We start from the raw sequence: 12,959 nt of genomic DNA, 5'->3' as shown, positions 1-12,959 counted from the left end.
ACGCACCAATTTCGAAATTGTCCAAGCCTCTCGCCCGACGCGCGAAATTTGCCCGTACCGCTTGCGTTGCCGCCCGGAAATGCGCAGAACGGGCAGCGCGTGGCCCTGTGGCTCAACTGGATAGAGCAGCCCCCTCCTAAGGGGCAGGTTGCAGGTTCGAATCCTGCCAGGGTCACCATTCCTACCCGTCTTCACCCAGCTTCGGTGCGGGCCGGTCCAGGGTCAGGTCGGCATCGGAGAAGGTGAAGGGCGAGCGCACTCCGGGGATACCGCCCGGCGCGATCCGCATGCCGCGCGCCTGCACCTGGGGGTCGGCGAAGACCTCGGCCAGATCGTTGATCGGCCCCGCGGGCACGCCCGCCGCCTCGCAACCCGCCAGCAGGTCGGCCTTGTCGAGGCGCAATGTCGCCTCGGTCAGCGCATTGGTCATCGCGTCGCGGTTCTCGATCCGGTCGGCATTGGTCAGGTAGCGCGCGTCCTCGGCCATCTCGGCCAGCCCCAGGAGGTCACAGAGTCGCCGGTATTGCGCGTCATTGCCGGTGGCGATGATGATCCATCCGTCGCGGCAGTCGAACACCTGGTAGGGCGTCAGGTTCTGATGCGCATTGCCGATCCGCGCGGGCGCCTCGCCCGTCACCAGGTAATTCATCGCCTGGTTGGCCATCGCCGAGGTCGCCACATCCAGGAGCGACATGTCGATATGCTGCCCCTTGCCGGTCCGCCCGCGTTGATGCAACGCCGCCAGGATCGCGTTCACGGAATAAAGCCCGGTCAGGATATCCGTCACCGCCACGCCCACCTTCTGCGGCTGGCCCTCGGGGTCGCCGGTGACCGACATCATCCCCGACATGCCCTGGATGATATAGTCATAGCCTGCCCGATGCGCATAAGGCCCGGTCTGCCCGAACCCGGTGATGGAACAGTAGATGAGCGCGGGGTTCACGGCCCGCAGGCTCTCGTAATCCAGCCCGTATTTGGCCAGCCCGCCAAGCTTGAAGTTCTCGATCAGGATATCCGTCCCGGCCACCATCTCGCGCACCCGCGCCTGACCTTCAGGGGTGCGGAAATCCACCACGACCGAGGCTTTGCCGCGATTGCAGGAATGGAAATAGGCCGCCGAGATGTCGCCTTCGCGCGCGACGAAAGGCGGGCCCCAACGGCGGGTATCGTCGCCATCGGGGCTTTCCACCTTGATGACCTCGGCCCCCAGGTCGGCCAGGGTCTGACCGGCCCAGGGACCGGCCAGGATACGGGCGAGTTCGAGGACCTTGACGCCCTCAAGCGGGGCCGTCATCAGCCCTCTTCGGCCAGCAATTCGTCGATGACATCTACAAAGGCATCATAGCCCATGTTCTCGTAGAACTCGCCATTGATGACAAAGCTCGGCGTGCCCCGCACGTTGGCGGCGGCGGTCTGTTCCTCCGAGACCGCAATCATCGCCTCGGCCATCGCGGTATCGGTCAGGCAGGCGTCAAGCTGCTCGTCATTCAGGCCAACGCTGCGCCCGACCCTGCGCAGGCTCTCGGCCACGTCGGCGGGTTCACCCGCCAGCCATTCCGACTGGGTTTCCATCAGCCGGTCAATCACGCCGAAATAGCGCATCTCGCCGCCGCAACGCGCGACCAACCCGCCCCAGAGGCCATAGCGATGCTGATAGACCTCGCGGAAGACGAACCGCACCTGCCCGGTGTCGATGTAGTTTTCCTCAAGCTGCGGCAAGACTTCTACGTGAAAGCGCCCGCAATACGAGCAGGTGACAGACCCGTATTCAATGATCGTGACCGGTGCATCGGGGTCGCCGATCGCCATCTCGATCACTTCGACGCTGCCCGCGTCTTCAGCATCAGCCTCCGTCTCCGTCCCGGTCCCGGCCTCCTGCGCGCTGGCGGCCAGCATGGGTTCCGCTTCGGAACCAAAGCGGTCCAGCCAGATATAGCCGCTGGCGGCGACGATTACGGCCAGCAGGCCGACTGTCAAAACGGTGCGGTTCATCAACCTCTCCTTGAGTGACTGTTCTTGGTCAGGACATTACGCGCCAGGCGTTCCAACGCGTCCTTCAGCGTGCTGTCCTTGATCGGGTCCGCGGCGACACGGGCCGCGTTCAGAATTTCGGGTGTGGGGCGGGGCGGTGCCTCGGGCTTCACCTCGAAACGCACATGCCCCTCGGCAAAGCCCACCGGCGCGGTCTGGGTGATCTGGATCTTGCTGACGGCGTTATAGCCATAGCAGGCGTTGACCTTGCCCCGGATCGCATCCTTCTGCATCTCCAGCATCGGCGCGCGCCCGCCCGTGGTCAGCAGGACCAGCGTGGCCCCGAACCCGCCCCGTGCATAGCGGATCTTGACCGGAATCGCGGCGGCGGCGGTTTCCTCGCCGACGATCTCGGCCCAATGGGTCAGCAGCTTGGTTTCGGAAAACCCGCGCTTCTCGAACGGCTGGCGCAATTGACCGGCGACCAGTTTCGACGCCGCCTCGAAGCCGCGCTTGCGGCGTTTCTGGGTCACGGGCATGGTGCGCGCGGGCGGGGGCATCGGGTTTCCTTTCGTCTTGCCTAGCTTATCTCTCCCGGCAGGGAGAACCAATGGCCTACGAACGGGGGAGCCCAAAAAACGTGCGTGACGAAGACTACAGCCCCTCCTTGCTGGCCTGGTATGACACCCATGCCCGCGATCTGCCCTGGCGCGTTGGCCCGCATGATACCGCCGTTCCCAACCCCTATTTCATCTGGCTGTCCGAGGTGATGCTGCAACAGACCACCGTGGCCGCCGTAAGGGATTATTTTGTCAGGTTCACCATGCTCTGGCCGACGGTCGAGGCGCTGGCGGCGGCCGAGGATGCCGAGGTCATGGCCGCATGGGCCGGACTTGGCTACTATGCGCGGGCCCGCAACCTTCTGAAATGCGCCCGCGTGGTGGCGGCGGATCATGGCGGGCAGTTCCCCGATACCGAGGCGGTGCTGCTGACTCTTCCCGGCATCGGCCCCTACACCGCAGCCGCCATCGCCGCGATCGCCTTCGACCGGCCCGCGACCGTGATGGATGGCAATGTCGAGCGCGTCATGGCGCGGCTTTTCGCGGTCGAGACGCCCTTGCCCGCCGCCAAGCCCGCGCTGAAATCCCGCGCCGGGGCGCTGACGCCCGAAATCCGCCCCGGCGATCACGCGCAGGCGGTGATGGATCTGGGGGCGACGATCTGCACCCCCCGCAACCCGGCCTGCGGCATCTGCCCCCTGCGTGACCCCTGCCAGGCGCGCGCGCAGGGTATCGCGGCCGAGCTGCCCGCCAAGACCCCGAAAAGGCCCAAACCCATCCGCCACGGCATCGCCTATCTGGCCCGCCGCGCCGATGGCACATGGCTCTTGGAGACACGGCCCGAAAAGGGGCTGCTCGGGGGCATGCTTGGCTGGCCGACGACAGAATGGGTGGAGGAGGCCCCCGCCCCGTCCCCACCCATCGCCGCCGACTGGCACGATCCGGGGCTGGAGGTGCGCCACACCTTCACCCATTTCCACCTGCGCCTGTCGCTGAGGCTTGCCCATCTGCCCGCAGGCACACCCGGCGATTTTCGCCCGCTCCGCCCCGCCGACCTGCCCACGGTGATGCGCAAGGCGCTTGACCTTGCGAAACCCGCTTTTGATCGGGATTGAGTTTCCCCGCGCGGGTCGTAAAATTGACAAACCTGTCAGGAAAACCTGACAAACCCGTCAGGAATATCACGCATGAGCCGCCCCATGACCGCAAGTGCCGAGGTCGCCCGCATCCAGAATGCGCTTCCCTTCTGGATCACGCTGATCCTTGTTCCGCTGGTCTGGACCGGCGCGCTGCAAGGCGGCTGGATGCTGTTCCTGGCCCCGGTCTACGCGCTGGCGCTGACCTCGATCCTGGACCAGATTTCCGGCCTGAACACAGCCAATCCCGACCCTGAAACGCCCGAGGCGAGCCTCTTCTGGTATCGCCTGATCACGCTGATCTGGTTCCCGCTTCAGATCGTGACGCAACTGGGCCTGATCTGGTACGCGACCCGTGCCACGCATCTGTCGGGGGCCGAAAAAGCGTTGCTTTTCTATAATGTAGGGCTGATGGCCGGGGGCGTCGGGATCGTCTACGCGCATGAGCTGATGCACCAACGCACGAAGCTTGAGCGCTGGCTCGGCGATCTCCTGATGGCCTCGGTCCTCTACAGCCATTTCCGCAGCGAACATCTGCTGGTCCATCACATCCATGTCGGCACGCCGAAAGACCCGGTCTCGGCGCGCTATAACGAGGGGTTTCACCGCTTCTTCCTGCGCGTGCTGCGCCAATCGCCCGTCTCGGCCTTCCGCGCCGAAAAGGCGATGCTGGCGCGCAAGGGGCTGCCCTGGCATCACCCCTCGAACCCCTTCTGGCGCTACTGGGCACTGCAGGCCGGCATGCTTGCACTGGCGCTGATCCTCGGCGGATGGGAAGGGATCATGTGGTTGATCGTGCAGGCATTTTTCGCGATCTCCTTCCTCGAACTGACCAACTACGTCGAGCATTACGGCCTGACCCGGAAGCATCTGGAAAACGGCCGCTATGAGCATGTCCAGCCGCATCACAGCTGGAACGCCTCGCATCGCGTCACAAATTGGCTGCTGATCAACCTGCAGCGCCATTCCGACCATCACTACAAGCCGAGCCGCCGCTTTCCGCTGTTGCAGACCTACACCGATGCCGAGGCCCCGCAACTGCCCTTCGGCTACCCGGTGATGACGCTGATGGCGCTGGTCCCGCCGCTCTGGCGTCGTCGCATGAACCCGCGTGTGCGGGCGTGGAGGGCGCGGTATTATCCCGAGATTACAGACTGGTCCGCCTACAACAAGGCGCGCAATCCGATGCCGCGTTAAAGGCACTTTGCGTCAGCCTTGAATCGAAAAACGCTGCCTCTCTCGTTGGTCGAACGCGCCTTTCGCTCCACCTTGTCGCTTTGAAAATGCAACGTGCTGACGGCAAAAAGCCCCGCCGATCCCGGACCGGCGGGGAAGTCGCGTGCGCCGCAAGAAGGGCGCACGGGCGGTATCGGTCTACTTCGGAGTCATCTCGGAGCGGATCTGCTGGCGCAGAAGGTCGATCGGCACGGTCTTGCCCTCGCGGCGGAAATGCCAATAGGTCCAGCCGTTGCAGCTTGGCGCGTTCTCCAGCTTGGCCCCGACCTGGTGGATCGAGCCCTTGGCATCCGACATCACCAGCGTGCCATCGGCGCGGATCTTGGCGATCTTGCCGCGCGGGCTGACCAGTTCCTCGCCGGGGTTCAGCAGCCCACGTTCGACCAGCTGGCCAAACGGCACGCGCGGTTCGGCGCGTTTGGATTGCGTGACCTCCAGCGAGGTGCGATCGAATTTCCGTATGGTTTTCAGGCGCTTCTCGGCGACATCGCGATACGCATCCTCGCGCTCGATCCCGATGAAATCGCGGCCCAGTTTCTTGGCCACCGCGCCCGTGGTGCCGGTGCCGAAGAACGGGTCAAGGACCACATCGCCGGGATTGGTCGTCGCCACCAGGATGCGGTGCAGCAGGCTTTCGGGTTTCTGCGTCGGGTGCGCCTTGTCGCCCTTTTCGTCCTTGATCCGCTCATGCCCGTTGCAGATCGGCAAGACCCAGTCGGATCGCATCTGCACGCCCTCGTTCAGCGCCTTCAGCGCCTCATAGTTGAAGGTGTATTTCGCGCCCTCGGATTTCGAGGCCCAGATCATCGTTTCATGCGCATTGGTCAGCCGCTTGCCACGAAAGTTTGGCATCGGGTTCGACTTGCGCCAGATCACGTCGTTGAGCAGCCAGAACCCCTGATTTTGCAGCTCATAGCCGACGCGGAAGATGTTGTGATAGCTGCCGATCACCCAGATCGCGCCATTGGGTTTCAGTACCCGCTGTGCGGCCTTCAGCCAGGCCTTGGTGAACGTGTCATAGACAGCGAAACTGTCGAACTGGTCCCAGGCATCGTCGACCGCATCGACCATCGAATTGTCGGGGCGGTGCAGGTTGCCCTTGAGTTGCAGGTTATAGGGCGGGTCCGCAAAGATGAGGTCCACGCATGCCTCGGGCAGGCTGTTCATCACGTCGATGCAGTCACCGGGCACAATTGTATTGAGCGGAAGCGTATCAGCCCCCGTTTGGGTCGTTTTTTTCGTCATCTCTGCCTCTGCGTAGACGCCTCTGGCGGGCGCTGATGTGTCGCTCAAGAATGAGTCAAAGCCGATTCGCGGTCAATTTCTTTTTTGAATCAAGAGGTTGCAGATGATGCTTGATACAAGATATTGTGGACCGGCTTGAAGCTTCGTCTATGGTGGGGGGTGACCCCTAAATCTTGAAGGGCCTGACGATGCAGCGGCGTGGGGTATCCGGCGTTCCGCTCCCATCCGTAGCCGGGATATTGTTGCGCCAATGCACACATCGCCCGGTCGCGGCTTGTTTTCGCCACAATTGAGGCCGCGGCGATAGAGAGGCTGATCCCGTCGCCCTTGATCAGCGGCGTGGCGGGGCAGCAGAGGCCCTTGGGCAGGAAATTCCCGTCGATGAGGGCATGATCGGGCGGGGTTTGCAGCCCCGCGACCGCTCGGGTCATGGCAAGCAGGCTGGCATGCAGGATGTTGAGGCGGTCGATCTCCTCGACGCTGGCAATGCCGATGGCGACATCCGCGCAGGCCAGAAGCGCATCGTTCAACTCCAGCCGCCGCGCCTCGCTCAGCTTCTTGGAATCGTTGAGTCCCGGCGGGATTCGCTGAGGATCCAGAACCACCGCCGCTGCCATGACAGGGCCCGCCAGCGGACCGCGCCCGACTTCGTCGACGCCTGCGACGCGCAGGCCCGAGCGGGTCTCATGGCTGAAATCGGGGCTGAAATCGGGGGTCGGACTCATGCACCTCAGAAACCACGGCGCGGACGGGGGCGCAATAAAAATGGCGGCGGGGCCCTGACCCCGCCTCCCCGAGTCCAAGAAAATGGCGGCGGGGCCCTGACCCCGCCGCCGTCCACCGCACTGCTCGATGGACTATTCCTGTGTCAGGAGCGCACCCAACCGTGACGATAAAGGCACTGCGCATCGTAGACATGACGCCAGCCGCGATTGGTGAAGACGCGATCCAGGCAGGATGACGGCAGCTGGTTGGCGTAGTAACTGGACTGCATGCACTGCGCGCCGAAGCCGCTGAAATGCCCCTGCGGGCCGCTGAAACGGGTGTAGCAGCGTGACGGCGCAACCAGGCTGTGCCGGACCGGGGGCACGATCACTTGCCGGGTGGGTGGCGCGTAATGCGGATGACCATTGTTGCGGTTGTTGTTCAGGACGGTGCCGAGCAGGGCGATGCCCGCCGCAGCGCCAAGGAACCGGCGCAGGTTTTCGTTGTCGGCTTGCGCGGGCGTCGTGCTGGCGACAATGCCGGTCAGGGCAAGGGTCAGCGACAGCGATGCCGCGGCAAGCAGTCTGGGAAGGGATTTGAACATGACATCTTTCTCCGAAAGGAAAGGGGACAAGGGCAGGGCCGCGTTGATGCGGGAATGTCCAATTTTCCTCCCGTGTCGCCCGGACAGGCAATATCAGGGGCGCGCTATCCGATAACATCACGGAAAAAAGCCAATGATATTGCATGACAGGGCCGAAAGCCCCTAACTCCACCCCATGAAACACGCACTCCTCACCCTTGCCCTCCTGGGCTTTGCCTCTGTCGCCACTGCGGCCAACGCAACTTGTTACGCCGATTACAAGGCAAAGATGGATAACCCGCTGCGCCTGCATTACGGTGTTATCGAGCTGCCGGCCTCCGCTTGCAGTGTCGGTGCCGCAGCGCCCGTCATTTCAAGCCGTCTGACAGGCGGTTGGCAGCTTCTGGAGGTGATGTCGGTCTTTGACGAGTCCGGCCTCGATTCGAGGGAAGCGCGTGCAGGACAATACTACCTTAGTTTCTGAGACCCGGATCAGCGGCACCCGCGTGGTGCAGATCGGGATCGTGATCGTCGTCGCCATTCTGACCGTGACGGCGATCCTGCTATTCACCTATCTGCCCGATGCCAACGCGTTCAACGCGGCGGTCGAGGAGATCTTTGTCGTCAACGACGCGCTGACGACCAGTGAATCCATAAGAATCCTTGAGATCCTGGCCCAATCCGGCACCGCCTTTTCCAAGGTTCTGGCCAGCTACCGGGCGATCATCTTCGTGCTGATCCTCTTTGCCACCGCGCTTCTGGTGGCCTGCCTGATCTTTCTCGTCACCATCATCACGCTGAACAAGCGCATGGGCGAGATCGAAAAATCGGGCATCCAGGTCTCCTCGCTGATCGTCAGCCGGGAGGAGAGGATCGTCTACCTCAACAACATGGAATTCAAGCTGACCGGCGCCGCGATGGAGACGTTGTCGGTGCTGGCCGAGGCGCGGATGGATGATGACGTGCTGTCGGGCGCGGAAATCGAGGCGATGGTGTCGGGCAAGGATGCGGCGGATTGCGAGGAAGCGGCGGGGGCCACGCGAATCAAGCGGCTGCGTGATACGCTCGGCAACCAGATGGTCAGCGAGCTGTTGATCAAGAATATCGCAAGGCGCGGTTACATGCTGTCGATCGACAAGGATGTGATCAAGATGGTCTGAGGTGTCTCCGACGCCCCGTGACCGTCGTAGGGTGGGCAGTCTGCCCACCGTGCAAGCGCGCCGTGTTGGGCAGACTGCCCACCCTACATCTGATCCGAATCAGCAGTTGTTCGGGCGTCCCCGGCCATAGCCGGACCGATCCGAGATGCGGCCATTGTCGCTATCCGTCGCGCCCGTGCGCGTGCCACCGGGGCCGCGCGGGCAGGCATTGCCATCGGACCACGACCCGCTATCGCCATCGGCGGCCTGCGCGCTTGTCGGCAGAAGGACCGCCGCGCTGCCAATGGCCGCCATACCGAGGAAGTAGCGCCGGGGTGGGCGCAGCGTCTCGATATCACTGTCTTTCAGGGTCTTGGGCATGTCGTGGCTCCGGGGGAATCGGCGATCCGCGCCAGTGTAATGGGCGCAGACCGATCTCTATCATGTCAGAGCTGCGGCGTCAGCAATAAGGACGCCCGCGCCCATATCCGCCGGCATCGGTGATGCGGCCATTGTCCTGATCGGAGACGCCGGTGTAGCCGCCGCCGCCGCCACGCGGGCAGGATCCCGCATCGGTCCAGGTTCCATTGTCGATGTCGGCGGCCTGTGCCTGGCCGGGGGTAAGTGCCACAATACCACCGGCTGCGAGCAGGCCAAGCACGGCCCGCCGCGCCGGGCGGCTTGTGGTGATGTCGGAATCGCTGAGCGTTTTCCTGGGTTTGTCTGGTTTTCTCATCTCATGGCCTTTCGTATTGCCATCAAGAAAATGTGGTATTTACACTATGTATATAGGGACTATGCTCGACCTGTCAAGCCGAGTCGCGCTGACGCCCGCGTGATGGCGGTTGCCTGCCATGCGCCGCAGCGGCTAGCCTGAGCCCTGGATGGAGGATCTGCCGATGACCCGCGATTTCGACTGGACCATTGCCCCGGTATCGTCCGAGGCCTTCTTTCGCGACAGTTTCGAGAAGAAGCACCTGGTGATCCGCCGCGACGATCCCGGCTATTACGCCGACCTGCTGTCACTGGCCGATATCGACTGGGCGCTGACCACGCTTGGCCTGTCGGTTCCCGAGGTCAACGTTACCCGCGCCGATGCCGAGATCACGGCGGCGGATTTCGCCTATGGGAATGGGTTTGTCGATGCGGTGGCCGCGACGCGCCTCTTTGCCGACGGGGCCACGATCATCCTGTCGAATCTTCAGGAACGCCTGCCCAAGCTCGCCGATTTCTGCCGCGCGCTGGAGAAGGTGTTCAGCGCGCGGGTGCAGACGAATATCTACCTGACCCCCGCCCATAGCCAGGGCTTCAAGGCGCATTACGATGGTCATGACGTGCTGGTGTTGCAGATCGAGGGCACCAAGGAATGGCGCATCTATGACACGCCCGTCGCGCTGCCGCTGGCCGATCAGGGCTTTGACCCGCATGACGTGCCCATCGGAGACGAGACCGACCGCTTCGTCCTGGGCCCCGGCGACATGGTCTATGTCCCGCGCGGGCTGACGCATGATGCGGTCTCGACCGATCAGACCTCGCTGCATATCACCACGGGGCTGATGACGCGCTCCTGGGCTGATCTGATGGTCGAGGTGGTGCGGATGCTGGCGCATGACGATGTCGCCTTCCGCGAGGCGCTGCCGCCGGGCTTCACCGATGAGGGCTACGATTCGCGCGCGGCGCAGGCCAAGTTCGATGCGCTTCAGAAGAAGCTCGCCGCCGCCGATCTGGGGCCGGTGCTGGATGCCTTCCGCGATGACTTCATCGACACGAGGCTACCGCGCGTGCATGGCCAGATGCAGGAACTGGTGAAGATGGCGGGATTGTCGCCCGCCTCGCGCCTGGTTGCGCGGCCCAACCTGATCTACCGGCTGATGGATGTTCCGGGCAAGGACGGGGCCGGGGATATGGTCGCCGTTTCCTGTCAGGGCGCGGTCCTCAGCCTGCCCGCCTATGCGAATGGTCCGCTGGCCCATGCGCTGTCGGGTCAGGTCTTCACACTGGCCGATCTGCCGGGCGATCTGGACGAGGAGGGGCGCGCCGTGCTGATCCGCAGGCTCTTGCGCGAAGGGCTGGTGATGTTCAGCGACTAGGCCGACCCGTTTCCGGTCAACACCCGGTTCAAGCCCGCATCAAGCGGCCCCCAGTCGTCGATCCTGAGCCGCACCGGCACCGTCAGAACCTTCTGCCGGAACCGCCGGGGCAGGCGCACCGCGTCCTTTTCCGTCGTCACCAGTTGCGCGCCAAGCCGGACCGCATCCTGTTCCAGCCGCGCCATCAGTGCCTCGGTCAGCGGCTGGTGATCGCTGAGCGCCTCGCCGTGTTTCAGGTCCACCCCCATCGCGCGCAGGGTGGCGAAGAATTTCTCAGGGTAGCCAATACCCGCGAAGGCCAGCACGGGCAGCCCCTCGAAAGGCAGACCCGTGGGCAGGGGGGCGAGGTGGCCGGTCAGGTGAGGCAGAGTGATCCTGTCCTGCCATCTGTCCCGGAACCGGGCCTGCGCGGCCTCCGGCCCGATGCTGAGCAGCAGGTCGGCGCGGGCGAGGCCGGTGGCGACGGGTTCGCGCAAGGGGCCGGCGGGGATGACGCGGCCATTGCCGAATCCGCGCGCGGCGTCGACGACGACGATGGAGAGGTCCTTCTGCAGGGTGGGGTTCTGGAACCCGTCATCCAGCAAGATCGCCTCGGCCCCGGCGGCGACGGCGGCCTGCGCGCCCGCCAACCGGTCCTTTGCGACCCAGACCGGCAGGAAGGCGGCCAGCAGCAGGGGTTCGTCACCCACCTGATCGGCGCGGTCCTTCGCCTCGACCACCCGGTGCGGCCCCGCCACCGTGCCGCCATAGCCCCGGCTGACCACATGCGCCTGCACACCACGTGCGGAGAACCTCTCGGCCAATGCGATCACCGTCGGCGTCTTGCCGGTGCCGCCCGCGCTGAGGTTGCCGACGCAGATCACCGGAACGCCGACGCGCGCGGCTTTGCCCTTGGCCAATCGCCGTGCCGTGCCAGCCGCATAGAGCGCACCAAGCGGGGCGAGGGCCGTGCTGAGAACCCCGGCGGGGCGCTGCCAGAACCCCGGCGCGCGCATCAGGGGGCCAGCCGTGGGGCGCTGTCGAGCCTGTCCAGCAGCATCTCGAGCGCCTGATCGGTCACATCCGCCCCGGCCGAGCAGACCTCCCAGGCCGCATGGGCCAGTTCGGCAGCCTTGTCGGGGTTCTGCAGGTCGGTCACTGCCTCGGCCAGCGATCCCGGCGAGGTAACGAGGCGCGCGGCGTGCGCCTCGGTCAGACGCTGGAAGATATCGACGAAATTGGTCACGTAAGGTCCATGCAGGATGGCCGAGCCGAGGGCGGCGGGCTCGAACGGGTTATGCCCGCCAATGGGCTCCAGCGAGCCGCCGACAAAGCTGATCGGGGCCAGCCGATACCACAGGCCAAGCTCGCCCATCGTGTCGGCCAGGTAGACCTGTGTGTCGGTGTCGGGAAGCTCACCTTCCGAGCGGCGCGCGACACTCAACCGATGGCGGTCGATCAGCGCGGCCACTTCATCGGCGCGGTTCGGATGGCGCGGGACCAGGATCAGCAGCAGCCGGTGATTGACACGCAGCGCCTGGGTGTGGGCCTCCAGCACTTTCTCCTCCTCGCCCTCATGGGTCGAGGCGGCAAGCCAGACGGGGCGTCCATTCAGGTGCCGCGCCATGCGGGTGCGCTCGGCCTCGTCGACCGGCAGGGCGGCGGCGCCTTCCTTGAGCGTGCCGGTGACATGCAGACGCTCGGCGGGCAGGCCGAGGCGGCGCAGGTATCCGGCGGTGATGTCGTCCTGCACATGGGCGATGTCGAACTTGCGCAGCAGTTTGCGCACCATGGGCCGCAGGAACCAGCGCCACCGGTCATGGCTGGCCTTGGACATGCGCGCGTTGATCAGGACCATGGGGATGGCCCGCGCACGGGTTTCGGTCAGCAGGGCGGGCCAGAACTCGCTTTCCGTCCAGACTGCCAGATCGGGCTTCCAATGGTCGAGGAACCGCCGCACCCAGGGCAGCACGTCCACGGGCACGAACTGGTGCACGGCACCTGCGGGCAGGCGGGCGGCCATCACCTGGGCCGAGGTGACGGTGCCGGTGGTGACCAGGAAATTCAGCTCGGGCCGGTCTTCGCCCATGCGGCGGATCAGCTCCAGCAGGGACAGGGATTCCCCGACGCTGGCGGCATGGAACCAGATCAGCGGGCCTTTCGGGCGCGGGGCCGAGGCGATGCCGCGCCGTTCATCCAGCCGGTCCTCGTCCTCCTTGCCCGCCGCCAGCCGGTCGGCAAGCTTGCGTTCGGCATAGCGCGTGGCGCGGGCCGAGAAGGCCAGGTAGGCGGACAGCGCCAGGGAGATCGCCATA

General features: G+C 64.7%; 15 protein-coding genes and 1 tRNA gene. 6 read left to right on the top strand and 10 right to left on the bottom strand.

The genetic code is table 11. The features are described 5' to 3' along the window. Nucleotides 1–101: 101 nt before the first annotated feature. Nucleotides 102–178 (top strand) — tRNA-Arg (locus tag AC13C7_RS15765). A 3-nt stretch (nt 179–181) separates the two neighbouring features. On the opposite strand, the gene AC13C7_RS15760 is transcribed toward AC13C7_RS15765, so the two are convergent. The 3 genes from AC13C7_RS15760 to AC13C7_RS15750 are packed head-to-tail and all read right to left on the bottom strand — an operon-like array spanning nt 182 to nt 2,531. Beyond that, nucleotides 182–1,294 (bottom strand): CaiB/BaiF CoA transferase family protein, encoded by a 1,113-nt coding sequence (locus AC13C7_RS15760; protein ID WP_482868046.1) that lies wholly within the window; start codon nt 1,292–1,294, stop codon nt 182–184. Continuing rightward, nucleotides 1,294–1,992 carry a DsbA family protein gene (locus AC13C7_RS15755; protein ID WP_482868045.1) on the bottom strand — a complete coding sequence of 233 codons (699 nt, stop codon included), beginning with the start codon at nt 1,990–1,992 and terminating at the stop codon, nt 1,294–1,296. Before AC13C7_RS15755 ends, AC13C7_RS15760 begins: the two co-directional genes overlap by 1 nt. Beyond that, nucleotides 1,992–2,531 carry a DUF721 domain-containing protein gene (locus AC13C7_RS15750; RefSeq protein WP_235952720.1) on the bottom strand — a complete coding sequence of 180 codons (540 nt, stop codon included), beginning with the start codon at nt 2,529–2,531 and terminating at the stop codon, nt 1,992–1,994. Before AC13C7_RS15750 ends, AC13C7_RS15755 begins: the two co-directional genes overlap by 1 nt. Nucleotides 2,532–2,581: 50 nt before the next feature. Here AC13C7_RS15750 and mutY point away from each other — a divergent pair, with 50 nt between their 5' ends. Both mutY and AC13C7_RS15740 read left to right on the top strand, forming a co-directional pair. Next, the gene (mutY, locus tag AC13C7_RS15745) at nt 2,582–3,646 is read left to right on the top strand and encodes an A/G-specific adenine glycosylase (RefSeq protein WP_172320412.1); all 1,065 of its coding nucleotides are present in this window, start codon (nt 2,582–2,584) and stop codon (nt 3,644–3,646) included. An 84-nt stretch (nt 3,647–3,730) separates the two neighbouring features. Beyond that, on the top strand, nt 3,731–4,864 hold the full coding sequence (locus AC13C7_RS15740; RefSeq protein ID WP_482868437.1) for an alkane 1-monooxygenase: 1,134 nt from the start codon (nt 3,731–3,733) through the stop codon (nt 4,862–4,864). Nucleotides 4,865–5,041: 177 nt separating this feature from the next. Here AC13C7_RS15740 and AC13C7_RS15735 read toward each other — a convergent pair whose 3' ends face one another. From AC13C7_RS15735 to AC13C7_RS15725, 3 genes are all read right to left on the bottom strand, one after another. Beyond that, the gene (locus AC13C7_RS15735; protein WP_446119008.1) at nt 5,042–6,148 is read right to left on the bottom strand and encodes a site-specific DNA-methyltransferase; all 1,107 of its coding nucleotides are present in this window, start codon (nt 6,146–6,148) and stop codon (nt 5,042–5,044) included. Between the two features lie 89 nt (nt 6,149–6,237). Then, entirely contained in the window at nt 6,238–6,873 is a 636-nt protein-coding gene (locus AC13C7_RS15730) for a ribonuclease HII (RefSeq protein ID WP_482868044.1), read from the bottom strand. A gap of 143 nt (nt 6,874–7,016) precedes the next feature. Beyond that, the gene (locus tag AC13C7_RS15725) at nt 7,017–7,457 is read right to left on the bottom strand and encodes a hypothetical protein (protein ID WP_172320415.1); all 441 of its coding nucleotides are present in this window, start codon (nt 7,455–7,457) and stop codon (nt 7,017–7,019) included. Nucleotides 7,458–7,632: 175 nt separating this feature from the next. Between AC13C7_RS15725 and AC13C7_RS15720 the strand changes: the two genes are divergently transcribed. Further along, nucleotides 7,633–7,920 (top strand): hypothetical protein, encoded by a 288-nt coding sequence (locus tag AC13C7_RS15720; protein ID WP_172320416.1) that lies wholly within the window; start codon nt 7,633–7,635, stop codon nt 7,918–7,920. Next, nucleotides 7,892–8,596, top strand: coding sequence for a winged helix-turn-helix domain-containing protein (locus AC13C7_RS15715; protein WP_172320417.1), 705 nt, complete (start codon nt 7,892–7,894; stop codon nt 8,594–8,596). The genes AC13C7_RS15720 and AC13C7_RS15715 overlap by 29 nt, the downstream gene beginning before the upstream one ends. A gap of 99 nt (nt 8,597–8,695) precedes the next feature. Here the strand turns inward: AC13C7_RS15715 and AC13C7_RS15710 are convergent, their stop codons facing one another. Then, entirely contained in the window at nt 8,696–8,956 is a 261-nt protein-coding gene (locus AC13C7_RS15710) for a hypothetical protein (protein WP_482868043.1), read from the bottom strand. A gap of 79 nt (nt 8,957–9,035) precedes the next feature. Next, complete coding sequence (locus AC13C7_RS15705) at nt 9,036–9,311, bottom strand: hypothetical protein (RefSeq protein ID WP_474889343.1); 276 nt, start codon at nt 9,309–9,311, stop codon at nt 9,036–9,038. Nucleotides 9,312–9,474: 163 nt separating this feature from the next. Here AC13C7_RS15705 and AC13C7_RS15700 point away from each other — a divergent pair, with 163 nt between their 5' ends. Next, the gene (locus AC13C7_RS15700; RefSeq protein WP_482868042.1) at nt 9,475–10,665 is read left to right on the top strand and encodes a cupin domain-containing protein; all 1,191 of its coding nucleotides are present in this window, start codon (nt 9,475–9,477) and stop codon (nt 10,663–10,665) included. On the opposite strand, the gene lpxK is transcribed toward AC13C7_RS15700, so the two are convergent. Both lpxK and AC13C7_RS15690 read right to left on the bottom strand, forming a co-directional pair. Further along, nucleotides 10,662–11,660: a tetraacyldisaccharide 4'-kinase gene (gene lpxK / locus AC13C7_RS15695; protein WP_482868041.1), complete on the bottom strand. Its 999-nt coding sequence runs from the start codon at nt 11,658–11,660 to the stop codon at nt 10,662–10,664. The genes AC13C7_RS15700 and lpxK overlap by 4 nt on opposite strands. Beyond that, entirely contained in the window at nt 11,660–12,958 is a 1,299-nt protein-coding gene (locus tag AC13C7_RS15690; protein WP_482868040.1) for a 3-deoxy-D-manno-octulosonic acid transferase, read from the bottom strand. Before AC13C7_RS15690 ends, lpxK begins: the two co-directional genes overlap by 1 nt. Between the last annotated feature and the right edge of the window lies 1 nt (nt 12,959).

The sequence above is a fragment of the Alterinioella sp. B-7 genome, assembly GCF_056857775.1.
This window is presented reverse-complemented; position numbering and strand designations above follow the sequence as displayed.

Coding starts and splice junctions, on each gene's coding strand:
- AC13C7_RS15755 (WP_482868045.1), bottom strand. CDS start 1,992: ATGAACCGCACCGTTTTGACAGTCGGCCTGCTGGCCGTAATCGTCGCC.
- AC13C7_RS15750 (WP_235952720.1), bottom strand. CDS start 2,531: ATGCCCCCGCCCGCGCGCACCATGCCCGTGACCCAGAAACGCCGCAAG.
- AC13C7_RS15740 (WP_482868437.1), top strand. CDS start 3,731: ATGACCGCAAGTGCCGAGGTCGCCCGCATCCAGAATGCGCTTCCCTTC.
- mutY (WP_172320412.1), top strand. CDS start 2,582: ATGGCCTACGAACGGGGGAGCCCAAAAAACGTGCGTGACGAAGACTAC.
- AC13C7_RS15705 (WP_474889343.1), bottom strand. CDS start 9,311: ATGAGAAAACCAGACAAACCCAGGAAAACGCTCAGCGATTCCGACATC.
- AC13C7_RS15720 (WP_172320416.1), top strand. CDS start 7,633: ATGAAACACGCACTCCTCACCCTTGCCCTCCTGGGCTTTGCCTCTGTC.
- AC13C7_RS15760 (WP_482868046.1), bottom strand. CDS start 1,294: ATGACGGCCCCGCTTGAGGGCGTCAAGGTCCTCGAACTCGCCCGTATC.
- lpxK (WP_482868041.1), bottom strand. CDS start 11,660: ATGCGCGCGCCGGGGTTCTGGCAGCGCCCCGCCGGGGTTCTCAGCACG.
- AC13C7_RS15690 (WP_482868040.1), bottom strand. CDS start 12,958: ATGGCGATCTCCCTGGCGCTGTCCGCCTACCTGGCCTTCTCGGCCCGC.
- AC13C7_RS15730 (WP_482868044.1), bottom strand. CDS start 6,873: ATGAGTCCGACCCCCGATTTCAGCCCCGATTTCAGCCATGAGACCCGC.
- AC13C7_RS15700 (WP_482868042.1), top strand. CDS start 9,475: ATGACCCGCGATTTCGACTGGACCATTGCCCCGGTATCGTCCGAGGCC.
- AC13C7_RS15725 (WP_172320415.1), bottom strand. CDS start 7,457: ATGTTCAAATCCCTTCCCAGACTGCTTGCCGCGGCATCGCTGTCGCTG.
- AC13C7_RS15735 (WP_446119008.1), bottom strand. CDS start 6,148: ATGACGAAAAAAACGACCCAAACGGGGGCTGATACGCTTCCGCTCAAT.
- AC13C7_RS15710 (WP_482868043.1), bottom strand. CDS start 8,956: ATGCCCAAGACCCTGAAAGACAGTGATATCGAGACGCTGCGCCCACCC.